The 22,245-nt window shown below is 60.2% G+C and carries 21 protein-coding genes; 3 read left to right on the top strand and 18 right to left on the bottom strand.

What is annotated here, in order from left to right; translation table 11 throughout:
• Positions 1 to 102: 102 nt before the first annotated feature.
• The 12 genes from NKJ67_RS04250 to NKJ67_RS04200 form a co-directional block, all read right to left on the bottom strand.
• Positions 103 to 1,152 (bottom strand): ABC transporter substrate-binding protein, encoded by a 1,050-nt coding sequence (locus tag NKJ67_RS04250; protein WP_352441618.1) that lies wholly within the window; start codon positions 1,150 to 1,152, stop codon positions 103 to 105.
• Between the two features lie 29 nt (positions 1,153 to 1,181).
• Positions 1,182 to 2,237 carry an ABC transporter ATP-binding protein gene (locus NKJ67_RS04245; protein ID WP_352441617.1) on the bottom strand — a complete coding sequence of 352 codons (1,056 nt, stop codon included), beginning with the start codon at positions 2,235 to 2,237 and terminating at the stop codon, positions 1,182 to 1,184.
• 605 nt (positions 2,238 to 2,842) lie between these two features.
• Positions 2,843 to 2,962 (bottom strand): cupin domain-containing protein, encoded by a 120-nt coding sequence (locus NKJ67_RS35115; protein WP_502905171.1) that lies wholly within the window; start codon positions 2,960 to 2,962, stop codon positions 2,843 to 2,845.
• A 241-nt stretch (positions 2,963 to 3,203) separates the two neighbouring features.
• Positions 3,204 to 4,712, bottom strand: a complete 1,509-nt coding sequence (locus NKJ67_RS04240) for an aldehyde dehydrogenase (RefSeq protein WP_352580615.1) — start codon at positions 4,710 to 4,712, stop codon at positions 3,204 to 3,206.
• Positions 4,713 to 4,732: 20 nt separating this feature from the next.
• A complete protein-coding gene (locus NKJ67_RS04235) occupies positions 4,733 to 5,521 on the bottom strand; it encodes an ABC transporter permease (RefSeq protein ID WP_352441614.1) in 789 nt (262 codons plus the stop codon).
• A gap of 10 nt (positions 5,522 to 5,531) precedes the next feature.
• On the bottom strand, positions 5,532 to 6,401 hold the full coding sequence (locus NKJ67_RS04230) for an ABC transporter permease (protein ID WP_352441613.1): 870 nt from the start codon (positions 6,399 to 6,401) through the stop codon (positions 5,532 to 5,534).
• Complete coding sequence (locus tag NKJ67_RS04225; protein WP_352580614.1) at positions 6,398 to 7,507, bottom strand: ABC transporter ATP-binding protein; 1,110 nt, start codon at positions 7,505 to 7,507, stop codon at positions 6,398 to 6,400. The genes NKJ67_RS04230 and NKJ67_RS04225 overlap by 4 nt, the downstream gene beginning before the upstream one ends.
• 68 nt (positions 7,508 to 7,575) lie before the next feature.
• Positions 7,576 to 8,634: an ABC transporter substrate-binding protein gene (locus tag NKJ67_RS04220; protein ID WP_352441611.1), complete on the bottom strand. Its 1,059-nt coding sequence runs from the start codon at positions 8,632 to 8,634 to the stop codon at positions 7,576 to 7,578.
• 27 nt (positions 8,635 to 8,661) lie between these two features.
• A complete protein-coding gene (locus tag NKJ67_RS04215) occupies positions 8,662 to 10,056 on the bottom strand; it encodes a sigma 54-interacting transcriptional regulator (protein ID WP_352580612.1) in 1,395 nt (464 codons plus the stop codon).
• The gene (locus NKJ67_RS04210; protein WP_352580611.1) at positions 10,056 to 11,216 is read right to left on the bottom strand and encodes a PAS domain-containing protein; all 1,161 of its coding nucleotides are present in this window, start codon (positions 11,214 to 11,216) and stop codon (positions 10,056 to 10,058) included. Before NKJ67_RS04210 ends, NKJ67_RS04215 begins: the two co-directional genes overlap by 1 nt.
• 606 nt (positions 11,217 to 11,822) lie before the next feature.
• On the bottom strand, positions 11,823 to 12,749 hold the full coding sequence (locus tag NKJ67_RS04205) for a LysR family transcriptional regulator (protein WP_352580610.1): 927 nt from the start codon (positions 12,747 to 12,749) through the stop codon (positions 11,823 to 11,825).
• A 602-nt stretch (positions 12,750 to 13,351) separates the two neighbouring features.
• The gene (locus NKJ67_RS04200) at positions 13,352 to 14,557 is read right to left on the bottom strand and encodes an aminotransferase class V-fold PLP-dependent enzyme (protein WP_352441606.1); all 1,206 of its coding nucleotides are present in this window, start codon (positions 14,555 to 14,557) and stop codon (positions 13,352 to 13,354) included.
• A gap of 425 nt (positions 14,558 to 14,982) precedes the next feature.
• Between NKJ67_RS04200 and NKJ67_RS04195 the strand changes: the two genes are divergently transcribed.
• Genes NKJ67_RS04195 through NKJ67_RS04185 form a run of 3 tightly spaced genes read left to right on the top strand, consistent with a single transcriptional unit; the run spans position 14,983 to position 17,442 of the window.
• The gene (locus tag NKJ67_RS04195) at positions 14,983 to 15,366 is read left to right on the top strand and encodes a RidA family protein (RefSeq protein ID WP_352441690.1); all 384 of its coding nucleotides are present in this window, start codon (positions 14,983 to 14,985) and stop codon (positions 15,364 to 15,366) included.
• Between the two features lie 56 nt (positions 15,367 to 15,422).
• Entirely contained in the window at positions 15,423 to 16,433 is a 1,011-nt protein-coding gene (locus NKJ67_RS04190) for a carbon-nitrogen hydrolase family protein (protein ID WP_352580609.1), read from the top strand.
• A gap of 22 nt (positions 16,434 to 16,455) precedes the next feature.
• Complete coding sequence (locus NKJ67_RS04185; protein ID WP_352580608.1) at positions 16,456 to 17,442, top strand: molybdopterin-dependent oxidoreductase; 987 nt, start codon at positions 16,456 to 16,458, stop codon at positions 17,440 to 17,442.
• 60 nt (positions 17,443 to 17,502) lie between these two features.
• On the opposite strand, the gene NKJ67_RS04180 is transcribed toward NKJ67_RS04185, so the two are convergent.
• The 6 genes from NKJ67_RS04180 to NKJ67_RS04155 all read right to left on the bottom strand — a co-directional run bounded on the left by NKJ67_RS04180 (position 17,503) and on the right by NKJ67_RS04155 (position 22,241).
• Positions 17,503 to 18,519 carry a nucleotidyl transferase AbiEii/AbiGii toxin family protein gene (locus NKJ67_RS04180; protein ID WP_352580607.1) on the bottom strand — a complete coding sequence of 339 codons (1,017 nt, stop codon included), beginning with the start codon at positions 18,517 to 18,519 and terminating at the stop codon, positions 17,503 to 17,505.
• Entirely contained in the window at positions 18,512 to 19,102 is a 591-nt protein-coding gene (locus NKJ67_RS04175; RefSeq protein WP_352441603.1) for a DUF6088 family protein, read from the bottom strand. Before NKJ67_RS04175 ends, NKJ67_RS04180 begins: the two co-directional genes overlap by 8 nt.
• A 254-nt stretch (positions 19,103 to 19,356) precedes the next feature.
• Positions 19,357 to 19,665, bottom strand: a complete 309-nt coding sequence (locus tag NKJ67_RS04170; protein ID WP_352580606.1) for a hypothetical protein — start codon at positions 19,663 to 19,665, stop codon at positions 19,357 to 19,359.
• A 126-nt stretch (positions 19,666 to 19,791) separates the two neighbouring features.
• Positions 19,792 to 20,118: a MocE family 2Fe-2S type ferredoxin gene (locus NKJ67_RS04165; protein ID WP_352580605.1), complete on the bottom strand. Its 327-nt coding sequence runs from the start codon at positions 20,116 to 20,118 to the stop codon at positions 19,792 to 19,794.
• A gap of 71 nt (positions 20,119 to 20,189) precedes the next feature.
• Positions 20,190 to 21,131: a substrate-binding domain-containing protein gene (locus NKJ67_RS04160; RefSeq protein ID WP_352580604.1), complete on the bottom strand. Its 942-nt coding sequence runs from the start codon at positions 21,129 to 21,131 to the stop codon at positions 20,190 to 20,192.
• 105 nt (positions 21,132 to 21,236) lie between these two features.
• Positions 21,237 to 22,241, bottom strand: a complete 1,005-nt coding sequence (locus NKJ67_RS04155) for a sterol desaturase family protein (RefSeq protein ID WP_352580603.1) — start codon at positions 22,239 to 22,241, stop codon at positions 21,237 to 21,239.
• Positions 22,242 to 22,245 lie beyond the last annotated feature (4 nt).

The raw sequence follows: 22,245 nt of genomic DNA, 5'->3' as shown, positions 1-22,245 counted from the left end.
CCGTCGGCGACGCAACCTTTGGCGCAGAGGTATCGGTCTGCGTCATTACCAAGCCAACGTCGCCGTACGGTAGTGTCATCAAACAACTCCCCGCTACTCGGTTTACTGGGAAATCCAGCTGGCGAAGCGGGCGTTCAGCGCGTCACCGTTCTTGGCCCAGAAAGATCCGTCTTGGGCCAAGGCGCCCTCACTGTTTTGCGGGGCAGACGGCAAGTTCGGCAGCACGTCCTTGGCGACCAGAGCGCTGGCTGCCTCTACGGTTGGCCCGTACGCGATGTAATTGCTCAGGGCAGCGTTGATGTCTGGCTTGACGCTGAAAGCGACGAAGTCCTTGGCAGTTGCCAGGTTCTTGGAGCCGGTTGGGATAACCCACATATCAAAGCCACGGATCTGATTGGTCCAGGCGATCCCCAGATCGGCGTTTTCCTTTGTATTGGCGTCGGCGATGCGGCCATTCCAGGCCAGGGTCAACTTGACTTCGCCTGATTTGAGAAGCTGCGGCGGTTGTGCGCCAGCCTCCCACCAGACGATGTCTTTTTTGATCGTGTCGAGCTTCTTGAACGCTTGATCGACACCGGCCGGAGTTGCAAGTGTCTTGTAGACGTCCGATGGCGCGACGCCATCCGCTATGAGCGCGACTTCGAGTGTGTCCACCGGGCTCTTGCGAAAGCCGCGTTTGCCTGGGAAGTGGGTGGTGTCAAAGATGTCCGCCAGTTTGGTGGGCGCCGTCGGGAATGCCTGCTTCTGGAACGCCAGGACCGTGGCGTAGACGCTGGTTCCCACGGCGCACTCAGTCAGAGCACCATCCACAAGGCCAGCGGCCTTGAAGGCCGCATCACCGCCAATTTTTTCAAGCAAGCCCTGGTCGCAAGCGGTCGCCCCTGTTTGCGGATCGACGTCGATGACGTCCCATGCGACATTGCCGCTATCGACCATGGCACGCAGCTTGGCCAGTTCACCGCTCCAGGTGTCCTGGGTGACGGTGAGGTTCTTCGCCTTCGCGTATGGTTCGAGGAAAGCCTTTGTCTGTGCCTCCTGTAGGGCACCACCCCAGGACACGACGGTCAGTCCGTCTGCCAGGGCTGGAAAACTCGCTGCGGTCAGGACAAGCCCAACAAGGCATGAATGCTGGAACGAATTCGCTCGTAACATGTAACTTCCTCTCTGGATGTTCGGTTGTGTTATCTGCCGTCAAGCGCCCAGGCATCGTGCGGCTCCCAGTCGAGAAGGACAGGGCTGCCCATCTCCATCTGGACGCCCAACGATGATGAACTCTTCGCAATCAACCGTTCCCCGCCCGGCAGTTCGACGTGGATCCGGAACTGGTCGCCGCAGTAAATGATGTCGCTGACTTGCCCACTAAGCGTCCCGGCGCGGCTTTGTCCGGTAATGCGGACGCTCTCCGGCCTGATGGCGATCGTCGCTCGTTGATCAACCTTCGTGTGAACGCTGCTGCGCGCCCAAATTTCCTGGCCGCCGGCGAGCCTTGCGCGCGCCAGGTCGCCTTCGATCGAGACGACTTTCGCGTCAAGGCAGTTGTTGTCGCCAACGAACTCCGCCACGAAGCGACTCGCGGGGTGGCCGTAGATATCTTGCGCCGAACCGATTTGCTGGATGCGCCCGTCGTTGAAAATGGCGATCCGGTCGGACATCGTCAGCGCTTCGTGCTGATCGTGCGTCACGTAGACGACTGTCAGGTCAAGCCGATCGGCGATGCGGCGGATTTCGAGCTGCAAGTCCTCGCGCAGCTTCTTGTCCAGGGCGCCGAGCGGCTCATCCATCAGCACCAGGCTGGGTTCGAAGACAAGCGCTCGGGCAAGCGCGACCCTTTGTTGCTGACCGCCCGACAAGGCCGTGGGCTTGCGCTGCGCCAGGTCCGAAAGTTGGACCATCGCCAGCGCTTCGCCGACGCGCGTGGCGATCTGCTGCCTGGAGGAGCCGCGCACCCGCAACGAATAGCCAACATTCTCGGCGACCGTCATATGCGGGAAGAGGGCATAGTTCTGAAACACCATGCCGATGTTCCGTTTTTCCGGCGGCTTGTCCTGAATCGGCCGCCCGTCCAGCGTGATTTCACCGCCTGAGGGATATTCGAAGCCGGCGAGCATCATCAAGGTCGTCGTCTTGCCCGAGCCCGAAGGCCCGAGAAGTGTGAGGAATTCGCCCTTCGCGATGTCAAGGTTGAGATCGCGGACCACGAAGTTATGGCCATCATAGGTTTTGGATATGCCGGTCATGCCGACATGCATCGGGTGGTGAACCATGGCTGAAGGCGCTTGTCCCATTCGCGTGTTCTCGATTATTGAGAATCATTATTGAATATTGAGAATATAAGCACTCGGATTGGCCTGCGTCAATCCCTATGCAAGATGCGGCTTGGACGAGCAGGCTGCCGCTTTGGCGGTGCTCTCCGCGCCAGGCTGGAAGTTGTCATCTCAATGCCGCGCGCCCGGCCCTGATTGAACGCGCGAGTGGCGGGCGACGGGGGCGGCACCGCGAAGGGCCGCCATGCCCTTGTGGGTGCGTTGCAGGCTGAACTTGGAGATCGTGTAACGTTCCAGGTCCCGAGAGGAGGCATGCCTCTCTGGCTGCGCCTGCCGGATCACATCTCGGATCTCTCGCCCGCCGCAGACATGGCCCCACAAGACGTCCGGCCATGTGTGGTTCAGGCCAAACGCCGAAAGGTTCCTTCCAGCGACTGACCATCGCAGGCTCGCCCGCCTCCCTTCGCGAGGGAAGCAGGCGGCTAAAGCAGGTTGTCAAGCAACGCTGCGAGTGGCGCCCAGGTCAAATTCCTCACCCACAGTGAGTTGACGACCCGATCGGTTAAGTTTGGAGGCTGCTAGGTCTCTCTTTCAGGTGTAATCACCACGAAGGCCTTGGCCTCCTTGCCGTCGATGGCGACGCCATTGTGCTCGAACGTCGATTCGAACTGGATACAGTCTCCGGGCCCCAGGATCATCTCGGTTCCGGCATAGTCGAAGCGGATGCCCCTCCAGCATCAGCAGGATCTCCTCGCCGGCATGGCGGAAGCGCGGCAAATGTGCGTCCTCGATGCAGGGCAAGGTCAGGAAGAATATCTCGGATCGCGGATTGGCCTTGTTGAAGGACGCTACCTCTCGCGCGATTGGAAGGACGCCACATCAACGCAAGGCGAGAAGAGAGCCGCCGGGGCCCGCAGGGCTCGACGGCCTTCCAAGGTATCAGCCGCCGAGATTCACCCACACCGACTTGGTCTGCGTGTACTGTGATAGCGCCTCAAGGCACTTGTCGCGCCCGTTGCCTGTCTGCTTGTAACCACCCCAGATCGAGGTCATATCGCCATGGTCGAAGCAGTTGACCCAAACAACGCCGGCCTCGATGTCACGAGCGAAAGTGTGGGCTTTCGAGAGGTCGCGTGTCCAAATGGATGCCGCCAGGCCATAGATGGAATCGTTGGCGATTGCGATTGCATCCTCGGCCCCGTCTACGGGAATGATGGTCGCTACGGGCCCGAATATTTCCTCGCGAGCGATCCGCATGTTGTTGTTGACGCCCGTGAACAGCGTCGGCTCGACATAGGCTCCCGACGGCGCGGACGGCAGCGTACCCCCGCCGAACCTCAGCGAAGCTCCTTCCTGCCGGCCGATGTCGATGTAGCTTAGCACGCGCTTCTGGTGCGAGGCGGTGACGAGCGGCCCAATGGTGGTCGATGGGTCGAGCGGATCACCAAGCAAGAAGCTCTGCCTGGTGCGGGCCGCAAAGCGCTCGACGAAATCGTCATGGATGCTCCTGTCGACCAGGATGCGCGATCCGGCGTTGCAGACCTCGCCCTGGTTGCCATAGATACCGTTGACGGCATAGGTAACGGCGGTGTCCAGATCGTCGAAGTCCCCGAGGATGATTTGCGGGGTCTTGCCGCCGCACTCGGTGGTGACCCGCTTCATGTTCGACTGTCCAGAGTAGATCATCAGCAGTTTGCCGACTTCCGTGGAGCCCGTGAAGCCGATCTTGTCGACGTCGTTGTGAAGTGCGAGCGCCCTTCCCGCTTCCTCGCCAAGACCGTGGACCACATTGAGAACGCCTGCAGGACCACCCGCTTCGATGAAAAGTTCCGCAAGCAGGTTCGCGGACAATGGGGACTGTTCGGCCGGCTTCAGAACGACGGAGTTACCGGTCGCCAGAGCCGGGCCGAGCTTCCAAGCCGCCATCATCAAGGGATAATTCCAGGGCACGATCAAGCCGACCACGCCCAGGGGCTGCCTGAGGATGTAGTGCAACGCGCTGGCCGTCGTCGCGGTCACCGCGCCTTCGATTTTGTCGATCGTTTCGGAGAAGAACTTCAGGGACATGACGGATCCGGGGATGTCGATGTTCATCATGTCCATCACGGGTTTGCCCATGTCGAGACTGTCAAGGATCGCGAACTCCTCGGCATTGGATCCGATGAGGACAGAGAATTTCTCGAGTACCGCCATCCGGCCGCGCGGGTCCATGCGCGACCACACACCGGACTTGAATGCCTTGCGAGCCGCGATCACCGCACGGTCGATCTCGGCCTCGCCGCCGCGGGCGACTTCCGCGATCGTGTCGCCCGTCGCCGGGTTGATAGTCGGGAAGGTTCGTCCATCGACGGAGCCAACATAGGCGCCATCGATGAAGTGCTGCGTGCGGAATTTAAGCGACCCGGCCTTGGTCCGCCAGAAGTCGTGGGTATAGGTCGAGGCATCCATGCTGATCTCCCTTCAATGGATTATGATTCACGGCGGTCGCGCAGCAGCGTGACCGAGAGGATGATGAGGACGAAGGACACAGCGACGATCACTGTTCCGACGGCGTTGATCTCGGGTGTGATGCCGCGCCGAAGCGTCGAATAGATGTAGATTGGCAGCGTAACCTCGCGCCCGGTCAGGAAATAGGTGACGGGTATCTCGTCGAAGGACAGCGTGAAGCACAGCAGCGCGGAGCCGAAGATCGAGCTGCCGATGGCCGGAAGCGTCACGCGTCGGAAGGTCTCGACCGAGGTGGCCCCGAGGTCGGCGGACGCCTCGAGCTGGCGGCGATTGAGCTTTGAGAGGCGCGCCATCACTTGTGAAACGACGACGCCGAGCAGTGCCGTGGCATGACCGATGACCACCGCCGTCAGGCTTTGTGGGATACCGATCTGCTTGTAGAAGTTCAGCATAGCGATGCCGGTAACGATGCCTGGAAGGCTGAGGGGCAGCAGGATCGCGTTCTGAAAAAGCCGCTTGCCGGGGAACTCGTAGCGGTCGAGCGCGAGCGCGGCGGTCACGCCGATGACGACGCTGAGCGCCGTCGCGAACGAGGCGACCACGAGGCTGTTTGACAGCGCGCGCAGCATCTGTTCGTTGGAGAGGAACGCCTCGTACCAGTGAAGCGTGAAGCCAGCCAGGGGAAAGGACGTGACCTTGCTGTCGTTGAAGGAAAAGACGACCAGGATCACGATCGGCAGGTAGAGAAAGGCGAGCACCGCGAGGCTGACGCCCACCATGCCCTTTTGCCACCATCTTAATGCATTCATGTCGGCCTCCTCATGCCAGATCGACGCGACCGGCACGGTCAAGCCGCATCGAAAGCTGCAGAAGGACCAAAACAAGGGCCAGGACCACGGTGGCCAGCGCGGATCCGAGCGGCCAGTTGAGGGCCGTCCCGAACTGCGTCTGCAGCAAGTTGGCAACCATCGTTCCATCGGGACCGCCCACGAGAACAGGGGCAACGAAGTCGCCGAAGGCCAGGCAAAACGTCATCGTGGCGCCAGCGATGACGCCGCCGAGAGAAAGCGGAAAGATCACCTTCCAGAAGGTCATGAAGGGACCGACGCCCAGATCCTCCGACGCCTCGATCAGACGTCTTGGAATGTTGTCCAGGACCGCAAACAGCGGCATCACCATGAAAGGCACGAAGATGTAGACCAGCGTGATCACCATGGCGGTCTGATTGTAGAGAAAGATGTCGAGTGGGGCATCGACGATGCCAGCCGAAACCAGCAGCGAGTTCAGCGCCCCGTCAGTGCCGAGGATAATCTTCCATGTGTAGGCGCGCAGCAGGTACGACACCCAAAGCGGCACGATTACCGACATGTAGAGAAGATTGCGAAGCGCTGCCGATCTCACGGTGAACACCAGGAAATAAGCAAGCGGATACCCCAGGATGACGGCGCCCAAGGTGACGAACGTCGCGATCTTCAGCGTCCTCACAATCACAGTCGTGTATTGCGGGTCGGAGAAGATCTGGACGTAGTTGCCGAACTGAAAATCCGGATGGAAGAGAGGAAATTGCCGGGTCCAGAAGCCGACAGAAACCATGATGGCATAGGGAACGACAAGAAGGAGCAGAACCCATGCCAGCGGCAGCGAGAACAGGGCAAGGAAGCTTGCAAGCGTGCGGCGCGTCAACATCATTCTTGGTCTTCCCCCTTGCTGAAGACCAAAACGTCGTCCGGGTCGACCAGCAGGGTAATGTGGCTGCCAGGTTCAACCCCCGATGGAGATGAAATCGCCGTCCGGGGCAGCTCGGCGAAGAGAGGCATGGCGGTTCCGCCCAGGGCCAGTTCGAGACGCAGGCGGTCCCCATGAAAGAGGCTTTCCCTGATCACGCATTCGAGCGAATTGGGAGCTCCCGACGTCGCGGTGAGAAAGCGCTCCGGTCGAACTCCGAGGGTGATCTTTCCGCCAGGCTCACGCACCGCGGCCGCCCGACGGGACCGCACCACGATGCCATTACCGATGCGAAACGCGGCCGTGTCGCCGTCGCGTCCGATCAGCTCGGCCGGGACGAGGTTGGCTCCGCCGATGAAATCCGCCACGTAGGGATTTGCCGGATTGTCATAGAGTTCGATCGGGGAGCCGATCTGGGAGATGCGCCCCTGGTTCATGACGACGATGCGATCGGAAAGCGCGAGCGCCTCGGTCTGGTCATGGGTTACCATAAGGAAGGTGATGCCAAGCTCGCGGTGAAGACGCTTGAGTTCGACTTGCATGCCCTCGCGCAGCTTGACGTCGAGAGCCGAAAGCGGCTCGTCCAGCAGCAGCACACGTGGCCGGCGCACGATTGCCCTCGCCATCGCGACGCGCTGACGTTGGCCACCCGACAGTTCACCGGGGCGGCGATGCGCCATCCCCTCCAAGCCTACCAAAGTCACGGCTTCGCCGACACGCTTTGCCCGCTCCGCCTTGGGGACATTGTTCGATTTGACGGAGAGCCCATAGCCGATGTTGTCGGACACGCTCATGTTCGGGAACAGCGCATAGTCCTGGAAAACCGTGTTGACGGGACGATGATAGGGCGCGCGCTCAGTGACATCCTGGCCGGCGATCAAGATGCGGCCGGCGCTCGCCTGTTCAAAGCCTCCGATCAGCCTCAGGGTCGTCGTCTTGCCGCAACCGGAAGGGCCGAGCAGCGTGACGAACTCGCCTTCCGCGATGGCGAGGTCGGTCGGATGCAGGGCGGTGAAGGCGCCATAGGTTTTCGCAACGCCTTCAAGCGCCACGATCGATTTGGAAGTCATTGGTTCCCCAGACTTTCTATTGTTTCAAGTGGCGAGCGTGGCCGCGGTGGGCCACGCCGTCGGCTCGATCAGGGGGCTGCCTTCACGGCGTTCCAGACTTCCAGATACTTGTCGAGACGTTTCGGCTGCTGCCACATTACGAGGCTCTTGACGAACTCGATATTGTTGACCTGGCGCTCCTTCTTGAGCTCGTCGCTCATGCAGCTTTCCACAGCCTTCGGATTGACCGGGAAGTAGCCTGTGGACTCGGCGATGCCGCATTGGCCGTCCGCAGACTGCATGAAGGACATGAACTTATAGGCGCAGTCCTGGTTGGGCGTGTCCTTGACCAGCATCATTGAGTCCATCCAGCCCTCGGCCTTTTCCTTCGGCGTGAACTCGACGACCTCGAAGCCCTTCTTGAGGTTGTTGACGTCCTTGCTCGTAAGCCCGGTCCAGGCGTTGGAGACGTACACCTCCTGGTTGGCCATCAACTCGGTCAATTCGCCGGCCGACGCCCAGTATTTGCGGATCAGTGGCTTTTGTTCGATCAGCTTCGCCTTGACGGCGTCCAATTGCTCGTCGGACAGGTCGAAGACGTTGTTGTAGCCGAGATAGCGTGCGGTCCAGTAGATCGCCGACTTGTCGTCCCACAACGAAATCTTGCCCTTGTACGCCGGGTCGAAGAGAACCGAGATCGAGTCCGGTTTGGAAGTGAACTTGTCAGGCCTGTAGATCAGTGACACCGACCCCCAGACGAGGGGCACGGCCCAGGTTGCACCGTCCGCCACGAAGTCACTGTTTTTTGAGAATTCCGGATAGATGCTGTCATGGCCTTGGACCTTGGCCGTGTCGATCCCCTGTACAAAGCCCGCAAGCCGCATCATCGGCACGGTGTCGAGGGATGGTGTGATGATGTCGTAAACACCGCCACCGGCCGCCAGCTTGGCCGCGAAGTCGTCATTCGAGCCGACATAGGAAGCCGTCACCTTGCATCCGGATTCGGTCTGGAACTTGGAGATGAACTTGTCGGCCGCGTAGCCCTCCCAGGTGAGGATATTGAGTTCCGCAGCTGTGGCGGCCAACGTCTGTGCAGTGATGGCAGCGGCAGCGAACGCGGCGATCATTGGTGTCTTGAGTGTTCTCATTCTCATTCCCCTTTCTTTTTTCAAAGCTCATTGTCTCTGTTTGGTTTTCCTAACGAGGGTCGCGATATCGATGCCGAGCGACTTGGCGGCGCTGCGCTTGCTTCGACTTCCGGCGATAGATTTTTCAATGACCCAAGCCTCGAACTCCCGAACCAAGTCCTTGAGGTTGGCAGAAGGTGCCGCGTTGACGGGGTCGGCGGGCACGGGAGTGGAGACGGCCGTCGGGGTCAGCGCAACGAAGTGCTCTGCAAGCGCCACTTGGTCGGCAGCCGCGGCGGCGCGCTCGAGAATGTTGACGAGTTCCCGTATGTTGCCGGGATATCCATGCGCCTTTAGTCTATCCATGAACTCGGGCGAGAGCCTGAGTTGCGGCTTACGCCCCAGATTAAGGCGGCGAAGATGATGATCGACCAACGCCTCCACCAAGCCTGTCTGGTTCCTCAGGGGTGGAAGCTCAAAAGCCATGACGGCGATGCGGTAATAGAGATCGCCCCTGAACTTGCCGCTCGCCACGTGATCCGACAGGTTCTCACTGGTTGCCGCGATGACCCGTACCCTCGCCTGCCGCCGCTGTGCGGAGCCGAGCCGGCTGAAGGTTTGCGTCTCGAGAACGGCGACGAGCTTCGACTGCGAGGACGCCGATAGATCGGTGACCTGGTCGAGGAAGAGAATGCCGCCGTCGGCGGCCTCCAAATAGCCGAGCTTTCCGCGCGTCGAAGTGTCCATCGGCGAGCCTGGCTCGATGCCGAACATTTCCCCGTCGAACTGGTCATCGGAAAGCATGCCGCATCTGACATGGATGAACGGAGGCGCCTCAGGGTCCCTTGCTCTTCCGACCGCCAGGGAGAGTTCGGTCTTTCCGGTTCCCGTCTCTCCCGTGAACAGCACGTTTGCCCCTCGCTCGAGGGCGGTCTTTGCCTGCTTCGCGATGGCCTCGATCGGAGATAGCCGGACGAGACGCGTCCTTGCGCTCCCTGACGCCTCCGCCTCGAAGCGGAAGTTATCCGACACGTCGGCGCTTCGGCCGTGCCGGCCGGCCTCCCTCATCGTCAGCAGCGCGCCATAGGCTCCGCCATCCGCGGTGCGCAGAATACTCAGCGAGGCGACGACGCTTCGCTGCGAGTTGAGGGAGCCGGCCACTTCGATGCGCTTGAGCTGCTGAAGGGCAGCGGAAAGTTTCTGTATGACGGGGCCTGCCGTCTTCGTGTGCTTTGCGAGCTCGGAGCCGACAAGGTCGCCGCCGGCGAGATTGAGCAGGAGCTCGAGCTTGCTGTTGACGAGTTTGATCCTGCCATCGACTTCAAGGAGCGCCGCTCCATCGGGAAGAGCTTCCAGAAAGGAACCAAATTGTGCATCGTCAATGAAAGACGGCCGCAGCCGACGGTTGGCAAGGTTTGTGACGTCGTTGGCGTAAAACTTCATCACAAGGCCTCCTCTGCGAGGAGGCGTGTGCGGCGTTTGGCTCTGCGCCGCGCTGTCAGAACGTAGCGTCGAACCTCGCCCTCCATGCGAGCGGAACGAAAGCGCCATGTGTCACGGCTGTCATCGGCCGAAATGACACCAAGGTCGCATTCGCCATCCTCGCCATCTGAAGCCGCTCGGCGCAGCTTTTCGACGGCATTGCGCGTTTCGATGAAGTGCTGGATCGAGCGTCCGAGAATTTGGTCGGCAGGGCGAGCCCAGGCGGCCTCAGCGGCCGGATTGGCTGCAAGAACCGCACCCTGCTCGGAAATGACCAGGATTGGATCGGGAGTTGCGCTCAATATGTCGAGCATCGTGTCGGCGCGATCGGACAGTTGTTGTTCGCGCCTCTTATGTGGACCAATATCTCGTGTCGTTCCCCAAAGACGGATCAGGCGTCCGTCCTTGATGGCGGCACGGAAGTCGTTCTCAACGAGCATCTCGGTGCCGTCATGCCTGCGATCAATGGCGGCGGCATGATCAAGGCGGTAGTCCGACCGCACAAGATCTCTTACCATCTGGCGGTTGACCTCGGTGTCAGGGAAATATCGCGCCACGGGTTGCAAATTGAAGTCGAGGCCTTCCGGCACCCGGTAAAGCCGTGCCATCGCCTCATTGCAGGCGCGCCAGCGGCTCTCATTGGAAAATACCCGTTCGACGATCTCCTCTTCGGCAAGTGAGGTATCGACTGGGTCAAGGAATTCGATACACCAGCATGCCTCGGTCGCCGCACCGATCATTTGAGAGAGTATTTCGACGCGCTCCACCAACTCGGGGCCAATGCCCAGGACGGCCGGTGAAAGCGCCTGCTTGACGATGGCAAGGCCACGCGGCGCGTCTGGAACGGCGATCGCAACCATTGGCACCTCGCTGTAGGAAGGCGCGTTCACCCAGATCGGAAACGTGGCGTCGGCGACGTGCTCTCCCCTGACCATCGCCCTGAGGAGTTGTGCCGAAGTGCTGCTGTAGACGCGTTCCAGGGCCAGATTGATCGCGTCCCGGCCGTCGATTCCCAGTTCCTGAGCTTCGAAAGCGTTGACCGCTGAAATGCGCCCCTCGTCATCGATCCAGTCGATCATGAGGAAGCCTAGGTCGGCGATTGACGGCGTGGACTTCTTCATCTTGTGATCCTGCTGAGGGAAAACTGCACTTTCCCACAGCGGCTGAGTTCGGAAACGCGATGATCCAGCCGCAGGGGAGAACGAATGCAATGGTAAATCCGCTTATACGACGAGTAATATGTCTTGAGATGGACATTGTGTGCATAACTGCATCGTAATGATGCATATTTGCATCGTTTCGTCAGGCATCGCATGCGGATATCGCTAGGCTACTGAAATTCGCCTCCTCATGACTGCAGCGGGATACGCATTCGATATGCATAAGCCTACCGATTTGTAGAATTAAATGAGCGAGGAGATTTCAAACAGACCCGGCAGGGGGATTGAGTTTGCGCGTTCGAGCCGTTCCTTGGATCAGCAGGTGCGGGTCCCACTGTCTTCAGCGCAGCCCGGGCTCACTTCGCCGCTCGACATCGCAATCGCCCGAGAAGAGCAAGGCGGAACAAGCGCCGCGTTGAGGCGGCTCCCGGAGCCTCGCAACGACCGTCAAGGGACGTGGGCCTGAAAGCTCGCCCGTCTTGCGTCGCCGGTTGTCATCGTCAGCGGCACGAGAAGCGACCAGCATTCACCGCCCGACTGCGCACGAGCGATACTGGCGACAACGACTTATTGGGCCTGCGTCCACATCTGGCGGCCGCCGAGCTTTGCCTCATCGCTAGTCATGAGTTCCTTCAAAAACCTGCTCACCACACGAATTCGGGAAAGATTCGCCATATCCTGATGGACGGAAAGCCAAACGTCCCTGTGGCCCCGCAGATCCGGCAGGACGTTGACCAGACCCGTGTTCACGCGCAGAGCGAATTCTGGAAGCGCGACGATCCCCGCGCCGCCCGAGGCCGCAAACATTTGGGCAATCATGCTGTTGGAGGCGAAGGCAAGATTTGGGCTGGGGATGAAATCTTCGAGCCAGCGGACCGCCTCGAGCTGAACCAGTTCCTCGATGTAGCCGACAAAATGATGTCTTCGGAGATCCTCCTTGCCTTCGGGAATTCCGTATTTATCAAGATAGGACGGAGAGGCGTAAAGCCGTGTGGCGAAGCGGCCGATGCACTCACCCACGAGGGCCTTTCCCTGAGGTTTGAAAAAACTCATGAAGAGGTCCGCTTCGCGGCGGGCAACGCGCACTGTTTGCGGTGACGTGATCAACTCCAGAAGCAGATCGGGGTATTTTGACGTAAGACGTGTCAACTGCGACGCGAGATAAAGCGAGGCAATCCCTTCCATTGTTGCCAGTCTCACGGTTCCGCTGACCTCGCTCTGGCTGCTCATGTCCGAACGCAGACTGTTTACACCGAGCTCGATTTCCTCTGCCCTTCGAAGGACCGTCATGCCCACGGTTGTCAGGACGAGACCGTCCCGTGTTCGTTCGAAAAGCCCTGCCCCGACCGCGTATTCCAACCTGCTGAGACGTCGTGAAACTGTTGAGTGACTGACGCCGAGGAGACGGGACGCGCCTGTGATGCTTTTGCTCCGTACCGCGCGGAGGAACAGCTTCAGGTCATCCCAGTCCAAATGATCAAGCGGTGTAGCCATGTGCCCGTCGTCTATTTTTGCACACCATAGGGCGACAAGTCGCATTAGCCGAGCAAAAATCTTCCGACTAGAGTTGCAGCTTCGCTCTGCCGGCATACGCGAGAGCTCGCGAGGCCCTCTGCCTCTCATGCAGGCCACTGCCGAGGCAGCGTTTCGTGAGGCACAAGACAGGGTCGCGTCTCACGATCCTGTAGTACCGAAGCGCAGGCATAGCCGGGACAACACTCACAGTGGCGAGTGTCGCAAGCACCGGCTGCAACCAGCTTGTCTCGCTGATCGGCTGCCTCACGGGAGCCGGAAATCGCGTGCCGTTCCGTGGCCGACTTCAGGACCACGATGGGCGTCATACGCTGGGCGGCATCGAAGACCGCAAGATAGATTGAGCTGTCAGGACGGATACTGATGGAGTTCAAGGCACGTCGCCAGTCCGATCAACAGCAGGCCGTGGCGCTGTCTGATCCAGTCGCAGTTGGACTACCGTCCTGCAGGGGGTTGCGGTCTCCTTGTTCCGTGCGAAGTCGACGGTTTGAATGTTGAGAGCCATGAGCAGCTTTGCCACACGCTCTGGCTCGGCAGGCATTCTTCAGTAGCGAACCGACCGACTAGGCAGAGATGTCAGCGATTGCCTCCAGGAAACTGTCGATTTCTGCCTCGGTGTTGTAGTAATGCGGAGACGCGCGCACCACGGGCGGGAGGCGTCGCGTAAAAGCATCAATAAGTGTGCTCGAAGGTGGCGATACCGACACGTTGATGCCCTTGTTTGTCAAATGGGTCATGACGTCCTGCGAGGGGCGGTCGGCGACCGTAAACGAGATTATAGAGGCAAATTGCGTCCCGAGATCATGTACGGACACTGCCTTTGTATCGTTCAGCCCTTCGCGCAGTCTCGACGAAAGGCGCCTGCAACGTTGCTCGATCTTGTCCAGTCCGATCTCAAGGGCGTAATCCACTGCTGCCCGCAGGCCAAGGCGAACGGAGTAGTTTTTCTCCCAGGTTTCAAAACGTCTAGCATCGGGTCGAAGCTCGTAGCGATCTGGTGCGATCCAATGAGCGCCATAAAGGTCGATCATTGCCGGCTCGATCGTCTCTAGCAATGACTGGCGGATATAGAGAAAACCGGTTCCACGCGGCGCGCGCAGGAACTTCCTTCCAGTAGCCGTCAACATATCGCAGCCCAGCGCAGCAACGTCGATCGGCATTTGGCCGGCAGCTTGGCATGCATCGAGCAGATAAAGGATGCGGTTCCGGCGCGCTATGCGACCGACCGCTGCTGCAGGATTGATCAGCCCACCATTGGTAGGGATCCAGGTGATCGCAATCAATCGGACGCGGTCGTCCAGCATAGCCTCCAACGCATGGGGGTCGAGAACGCCCGAGGCATCATTGGGAATGACTTCCACCGTGGCGCCAGTGCGTTTGGCAACTTGGAGAAAAGCTACGTAGTTGGCCGCAAACTCGGCACTTGCCGTCAGTATTCTGTCCCCAGGCTTAAACGAGAGCGAATAAAAAGCCCGCTGCCAAGCAATCGTGGCGTTCTCAGCTATCGCTATCTCGTCGCGGCTGCAGTTTACAAGGCTGGCCACGCTATCATATGTTGCCTCCAGCGCGGCGTTGGCCTCGGCGGCAGCCTCGTAGCCGCCAATCTCACCCTCCCGTCTCACGTAACGGGTGACAGCCTCAATGACCGGGCTCGGCATCAAGGATGCGCCTGCATTGTTGAGATGGTTTCTGTTTTGCGTTCCCGGTGTGTCAGCACGCAGGCGGTGAATGTCCAGAGTATCGGTAGCATCACGGCTGATGTGCGACATGGCTATCATGGCCCCTCTGTTGTGCCCTTCGTGATTATTGGCTGAAATCGCACTCGCGTGGAATTCACCGTTTTTGCAGACAGCGGTGCAAATTTCGCCGTCAAAGGATCTACGGCTGCGAGCAGCCTCGCAGAAGCCCGTGCATAGCCGCGCGCGGCCTGTCCGTGTCCTTCCAGATGCCGCAGCCCAACCGGCTCTTAACAGAGAATTGGGAGCAGCCCGTCCCCGACTGCACGACGACGGCTCGCTACAAACCCGTTCATTTTTGCACGGCACAGTGCACTCTGTTGGACTTGGCGCTCAAATTTGTTCTGCTATCGTCCGTCGATCAAATGCGCTGAGGGACCAAAGGCACCTTGGGCAAACCTGCTGCGGTGTTTCGCGTCGGCGCTTCATCGCGCAAAACCCATCAGGAGAAGCGTAGCATGTCTCGTCAGACCGTGAATGCCTCGAACGCTGCCGCAGTCGGACCGTACTCACACGCGACGTGGGCCGGCGACTTACTGTTCTGCTCCGGGCAGACGCCGCTCGACCCCAAATCCGGCAGGCTGGTCGAGGGAAATGTCGCCGACCAGACGCGTCAGTGTTTCGCCAATCTATTCCAGGTTCTCGAAGCGGCAGGGTTAGGCCCTGACGATGTGGTATCGGTCAATGTCTATCTCACCGATATGGGCGACTTTGGCCAAATGAACCAGATCTACGCCGAACAATTTTCGGCACCTTACCCTTCGCGCACCACCATCGGGTGCGCCAGCCTCCCGCTGGGAGCGCGCATTGAAATTGGGCTGACGGCAAAACGGCAATCGTAGGTGTTGCTGGCCAGGGGTTTCGCTGGCTGTCGCAGGTCTGAACATTGGAGGTTTCGATGGGTCACGTGAACTTCAAGGCGGCCGCGGCCCATGTCGCCCCCGTTTACCTCGATTCCTCGGCAAGCGCGGACAAAGCGTGCTCGGTCATTGCCGAGGCGGCCCGCAACGGCGCATCTTTGGTGGTTTTTTCGGAAAGCTTTCTTCCGGGCTTTCCTGTCTGGGCGGCATTATATCCACCCATTCAATCGCACGAGCATTTCAAACGCTTCTCAGCCGGTTCGGTCTTCGCCGATGGCCCCGAGATTGAAAAGGTGCGAAAGGCAGCTGCGGATAATGGCGTCTTTGTCTCGCTTGGTTTTTCCGAGCACAACCCGGCGAGTATCGCGGCGTTATGGAACAGCAACATCCTCATTTCAGACAGCGGCAAAATCCTGGTTCACCATCGGAAACTGGTAGCAACCTTCTTCGAAAAACTGGTCTGGGATCCCGGTGATGGCGCCGGTTTGACGGTGGCGGACACCAGGATCGGTCGTGTCGGGGCCCTCATTTGCGGTGAAAATACAAATCCACTGGCCCGTTACAGTCTGATGGCCCAGGGCGAGCAAGTTCATATCAGCAGCTATCCACCCATCTGGCCTACTCGCCTGCCCAGCGAGAGGGACAACTACGACAACCGTGCAGCCAACCGCATTCGGGCATCGGCCCATTGCTTCGAGGCGAAATGCTTCGGGATCATTGTCGCGGGACACCTTGATAACGACGCGTGCAAGTCGATCGCTGTTGATGATCCGACGATTCAGGCGATCCTGGATGCCAGTCCGCGAGCCAGCAGCTTTTTCCTCAGCCCTATCGGAACGCCGATTGGTGATGAAATGATCGATGAGGGCATCGGCTATGCGCAGATCGATCTTGCTGATTGTGTTGAACCGAAACGGTTCCATGATGTGGTCGCGGGCTACAATCGGTTCGACGTCTTCGATCTCGCCGTGAACCGGACGCGGCGAAAGCCCATTAATTTTACGGAAAGTCGGGCCGAGGGTGTTTTGAGTGCGCGTCTGTTGCATTGACGCTAACGGAGTAGAATCTCCCATGAGACGCCCGGGCATGTACATGGCCAGGAACGGTTTCTCGTTTCAAGGACCCGCCGAGGGCGTTCACGCGCTAGGCTCGTGGATTACGCCCTCAGATGATCTGTTCCTGGTCACCCATATGGGGTTTCTGCAGATCGACCCCGAGCATTGGTATTTGGACATAAACGGTCTTGTCGAGAACCCGATGACGTTGCGTCTGGCGGATCTCCAGGCAATGCCGCAGCGTGAGTACATGTCATTTCACGAATGCGCTGGCAGCCCTCTTGCGCCGACAGTGGCCAAGCGCAGGATTGGGAATGTGGTTTGGAAAGGGGTTCCGCTGTCGCTTGTTCTGGAACAGGCCAGGATGAACCACAAAGCCTCCTTCATCTGGACGTGTGGACTCGAGTGGGGCGAGTACTCCGGCGTTGAAGACGCCTATCAAAAAGATCTGCCGATCGACAAGGCGTTGGCCGACGAAGTTCTCCTGGCACTGGAACTCAACGGCCAGCCACTCACTTGCGAGCGCGGAGGTCCGGTTCGCCTGGTTGTGCCGGGGTGGTACGGCACAAACTCTGTGAAATGGGTTGGTTCGATCACGGCTGCGGAACGGCGCGCGAGCGGGCCCTATACGACGCGCTTCTACAATGATCCCACGCCTTCGGGCACGAAACCGGTTTGGAGTGTCGCCCCGGAGTCGGTCATCGTATCCCCCTCCCCTGTTGACCAGTTGCAAGCCGGCATACCGACAAGGATATGGGGCTGGGCTTGGGGCGATCATCGGATAACGCGTGTCGAGGTCAGTGTGGATGGTGGAGGCAACTGGCAGACTGCAACGGTAGGACCGCGACAGGGTAGAAGCTGGCAGCGGTTCGAATTGCCGTGGACCCCGATATCAGGCAAGCACATCTTGATGTGTCGGTGCGCTAACGAACTTGGGGAAGGACAGCCGCTGTCTGATGCGAGAAACGCTGTGCACTCGGTTGGAGTTGTTACCTCGAAGTGAGCTTTGGGCAAGTACGGTTCCCACCGGCTCCATTCCGACCCTCGAGCCAGCATCTTCCCCCTATGAGCCCACGCGATTGGCCCGCGCGGCTATGTCGGCGCATGGCGCCATAAGCGCTTCGAAGGGCTCGGCCTCCTCCAGCAGCAGCCCGTCCTCGACCATACGAAGATACTCGTCTTCCAGCGCGTTCAGCGCGTCGCCGTCGGGCACAAGACGCAGGCCGCCGTTGACCGCGACCGCGTAATCGATCGGTTCGCGGTCGGCCGCCTTCTCTGCGAAAAACATGCCTTTGTGGCGCGCGACCGCCTGGGCGAGCTCTCTATCTGCAAACGCAGTGGCCGCTAGGCCGGCCTCATCCAGCCTGGCGACGTCGTGCCAATGACGTGCGAACCTGTCACCACGCAGTCGTGCCTGCAGGCAGAAGACATGGATCGCCGTCGCCTTCTCCCAAAACGTCCGCTCGGCGTGCATAACGCGCGGCCGAGCGGCGGGAAATTCCACCGCTTCCACCAAGCCCGTCGCGTCGCAGACGACATCGCGCGGACTCGCCGGCTCACCGGTTGAGCGCGCCCCAAACTCGAGCATCACGCTCGGCGCGACATATCCCGAACCGGTCGCCGTCGCCTCGTAATCGATAAACAGCTTGTCGTCTTCGACGCGGATAGCCGCCGCCAATCCCTGGCAGGCGAGCGCATTCGCGATGGTCGGCTGCGCCGTTCCCGCCACCCACTCGGGCAGGCGCTTGCGGACCTCGCTCGACCAGCGCTTCTCCTCGCTCCGGGTCTTCGGCAAGGCCTCGCCATTGTCGCCCACCAGGTCGGGAGCAAGCGCGCGGATGTCATAGGTGAGATCGACGTCCTCGGAAAATCGACGGATGACCCTGTAGGCTTTCGACAGCGATGTGCCGCCCTTGAAGACCAGGTGTTCGCGCAGGGGCGAGCCATAGAGGGCAGCAAGCGCCCAGACCACCCAGGCATCCTTTTCGAGCAGGTGCACCGGGCGACCGGACCGGTCCGCCGCGACGGCCAAGACTTCGCGGCGATTCGCGGCCGAAAGGCTGAGGAATGCGTCAGCCATGCGCCGCCTTTCCCACGCTGCGCGCGAGCCAGGTCGGAAGCTGCGGCGCCGCCGCCACCAGCTCGTTGAAGGTGGTCTGCGGAAGTTTGCGCTTCAAAGCCAAGAGCGCCGCCTCGGCCTTCTCGGGACCAAGCCAAGCCAGCGCCCGGACTGCCTCACCAGCCGGCCGATTGGCCAAGGCGAGCTGCCAGCGCGGTGCGTGCCGCAGTTCGACCACCTGCCTGCCGAGGTTCATTTTCCGGGTGCGGCCCGAGGTCAAATAGACCGAGCGGACCGGGACCTGTGTCGTGAGGCCAAGCGTGTTGGCGGCCGCCGCACCGCTGGACACGATGACTTCGCCGCGCTGGCTGGCGAGCGCATTGACCGCCTGCTCCACCGAAGGCGACCGCGTGCCAAACCGGCTCGTCACGGGACGCAGATAGACGCCGCGGCCAGCGCGGATCAGTTGGCCACGCTCCGCCAGGCGCGACAACGCCTGATCCACCGCAGCCCGATTGCCAAGGTGAAGCAAGCTCTTCGCGGACACGGGCGTACCCTCGGGCAAGCCCTCCGTATGCCCCAAAATCTGTTCGCTCAACCGCATGCCGATCTCCTGTCCTGTCAGAAATATACGCAGTTTTCTGACAGTTTGCAATCGGCGGCTTGCTGTCGTCCAGCTAGATCACCGCTCCCCGCATCGAGCAGGTCATCCAGAATGTCCTCGCGCGACGGGACTGGCCCCGCCTGCGCGTCAAGATCAGCGCCTCGACCACCTGACGATCCATCGAACGGGCCATTCACTTGCTCCTGGGTCGAGATGTCCGTCATGGCGCGGCCATGCAGCAAGGCGCCCTGATGTCACATGTGGAAGAATGCCCCCTCACCGGGATTGCCATCCAATGCCAGCCTCTTCTCCCAACGGGAAAGGCGGATGCAAAGCGGCCGGATAAAGGGGGCGAACTTCATATGGTTCTTCCGCAGCAGCCGCGTTTGCCGGTCAGGCAGCTTGCGACGTTCTTGAGAAAGGAGTTTCAAAGCACGGTGGTCGAGCCGTTTGCCGATCGAGTCTCGCCTAAGCTGCGAGTGGTGGACGACGCCAGGAAACCAATGTCCCGAACATGACCGCTTTATATTCGTCACGCGGACTGGCGTGTCGATTTCAGCCATTCCGTGTCAAGCAACCACGCATCTGCAAGCTGCCACAACGACCGTCGTCAGAACGCCGACACGCCGCTTGCATAGTAGTTAACTGACCGAAGCGGTCCAGGACCAGGTCGCCTGTCCCAGCAAGCTTCAGACACCTGTTGCCGGCATCGCAACCAGGACGGAGCCCGCCTCCACCTTCGCAGGATAGGTGCGCAGATTTATGCAGGGCGGCAGCCGCTTTGCCGCGCCAGTGCGATAATCGAAGGCACCGGCATGCTTGGGGCATTCAACCTCGTAGTCCATGACAAGCCCGTCGGCGAGATGGACGGCCTCATGTGTGCACAGGCCATCCGTGCAAAAGACCTCGTCGTCGGGTGAGCGGAAGACTGCGTAGGTCCGGCCTTCATGGTCGAAACGGCGGGCACCTTCCTGTTCGATATCGTCGAGGCCGCAGACCGTGGTCCAGCTGGACATTTTTTCCTCTATGAGTTGCGGTCGGGCCTCCGGAACGGCAATGACAGCCGCCTAGAGGCCCCGTCCTGGGACTAGTTCTTGTTGAGGTAGTCGGCCGCGTTGACCGGCGTCACCAGCTCGAACGGCACGTAGACGACACGGTTGACCTTCTCGCCCTTGGCCAGCGCAAGGGCCGCGTCGACACCGCCGCCGCCCTGCCCCTTGGCGTTCTGGAAAACCGTCACAGAAAGATCGCCCGCCTTCATCGACTGCAACCCGTCCTGCGTGGCGTCGATGCCGCCGACGACGACGTTCTTCATGTCGATGCCGTTGGCCTTCAGCGCCAGGATGGCGCCGATAGCGGATTCGTCATTGTTGGCGATGACGGCGTCCGGCGCGCCGCCGGCGGTCAGCCAGTTGGTCATCAGATTCTGCGCATTGTCGCGCGACCATTCGGACGACTGCTTGTCGATGATCTTGATGAAGTTGCACATGTCGGTGCCGAAGATTTGCTCGACATCCTTGGTCCGCTGCAGGGCCGCCTGGTGGACGAGGCTGCCCATGACGATGTAGGCGTTGGCACCTGCCGACTTGCCTTTAGCGCGCAGCATCTTGCACACCTCGAACGCTTCCAGTGTGCCGGACTCCACCTCGTTGGAGCCGACATAGACCTGTTTCTCCGGCAGGTTCGCCATGTCTGACGGTTCGAGGTTGACGAAGACCAGCGGGATGCCGGCCTTGGCAGCTTCCTCGCTGAGCGTCCTTGACGCATTGGTGTCGACCAGCGTGACGATGATGGCGTCGACGCCGGTGGCGATGAAGTTCTTCACCTGGTCAAGCTGCTTGGCGACGTCGTTCTGCGCGTCCTCGATCTGGATGCCGGCGCCCTTCTGTTTGGCGCGGGCCTGCATGCCGTCCCTCAGCAACGTCTGAAAATTGTTGTCGAAGTTGACGATGCTGACGCCAATTTTTGCAGCCATCGCATTGGTCGACATCAAGGCCGCCAACGCGGTCGAAATGAAAAGCTTCTTCACGGTTTTCCTCCCTTGTGGATGGAGTGCCGGTTCACCCCTCCTTTGACTTCCGGCCCTTGCGGGATGGCTTGCGCGGACGCCTCGCGTGGCTGTCTGATCGGGCTGTCATCGCGCGGCGTTGGCGCGCGCCTTCTTCTTCTCGTAGCGGGCCTGCATGCGGGCCTCGCCTTCCTTGCTGCCGTCGTGGAAAGTGCCCAACCATCGGTCGAACGGGATGAGGCCATCGCCGTAGTTCACCTCGAAAAATTTGTGATGAAGGTAATGGATGTAGGCGTGGCTATCGATGCTGGTGTCCTCGCCGAGTTCGACCTTGTCGAAGCCGATATGACCGGGAATGGCGCCGAAGCCGGCATAGTGGAGCTGGTAGAGCGCAAGCAGCGGGTTCGACGGGATGACCAGGTGCCAGAGTGCAACGCCGAGATAGCCGAACTGCTCGACGGGGTGCATCGACAGCGACGACCACGGCGACGGGTTGACGGAGTTGTGGTGCACCGAATGCACCCATTTGTAGAGCGGCGGCCAGTGGATTGCCCGGTGCAGCAAGAAGAAATGCGTCTCGTGGATGATTGGCACCACCAGCGCCATGCAAAACAGGTAGACGGGATGCTCGGCGACTGTCAGCCACGGCACGTAGCCATTGGCATAGGCGTAGAGGATCCCGACCTCGATCGCCGTCCAGATCGGCATGCCGGTGCCGAAGGTACGCAGCATGTTGTCGAGGTTCTGGTTCTCGAAGAAGAATGCCTTGCTCTTCTGCTCGGAGGGCCAATTGCCGTTGTATTTGAAGCGATTGTCCTGGGCTCTCAAAATGTAGAGCCGGAGCTCGAAGACGCCGAAGAAGACAAGCAGCGCCGCGCAGTTGATGAGGAAGAGCCTGAGGATCCATCCGACACTCAGCGTCTTCATGACCTCGACGTCGGGCAGCACGTAGTGCCACCACGCGACCGCCGAGAGCGCAAACAGCAGATTGTAGGGCAGGAAATAGTGCGGCAGCCATTTCAGCAGCGCCAGCGGACGCGGCGGAAAGGCGAACAGCGGCGCGGTGCCTGCCGGCTCGCTCGGAGCCCAGTCGCCTCTTTTGTTGCGTATGCCGTATTTCAGGTCGTCCATGTCG

The organism is Mesorhizobium sp. M0088, assembly GCF_040322895.1.
In the GTDB taxonomy this organism is placed as follows: Bacteria; Pseudomonadota; Alphaproteobacteria; order Rhizobiales; family Rhizobiaceae; genus Mesorhizobium.
Note: the sequence above shows the minus strand (reverse complement) of the source record. Positions and strands in the feature narration are given on the sequence as shown.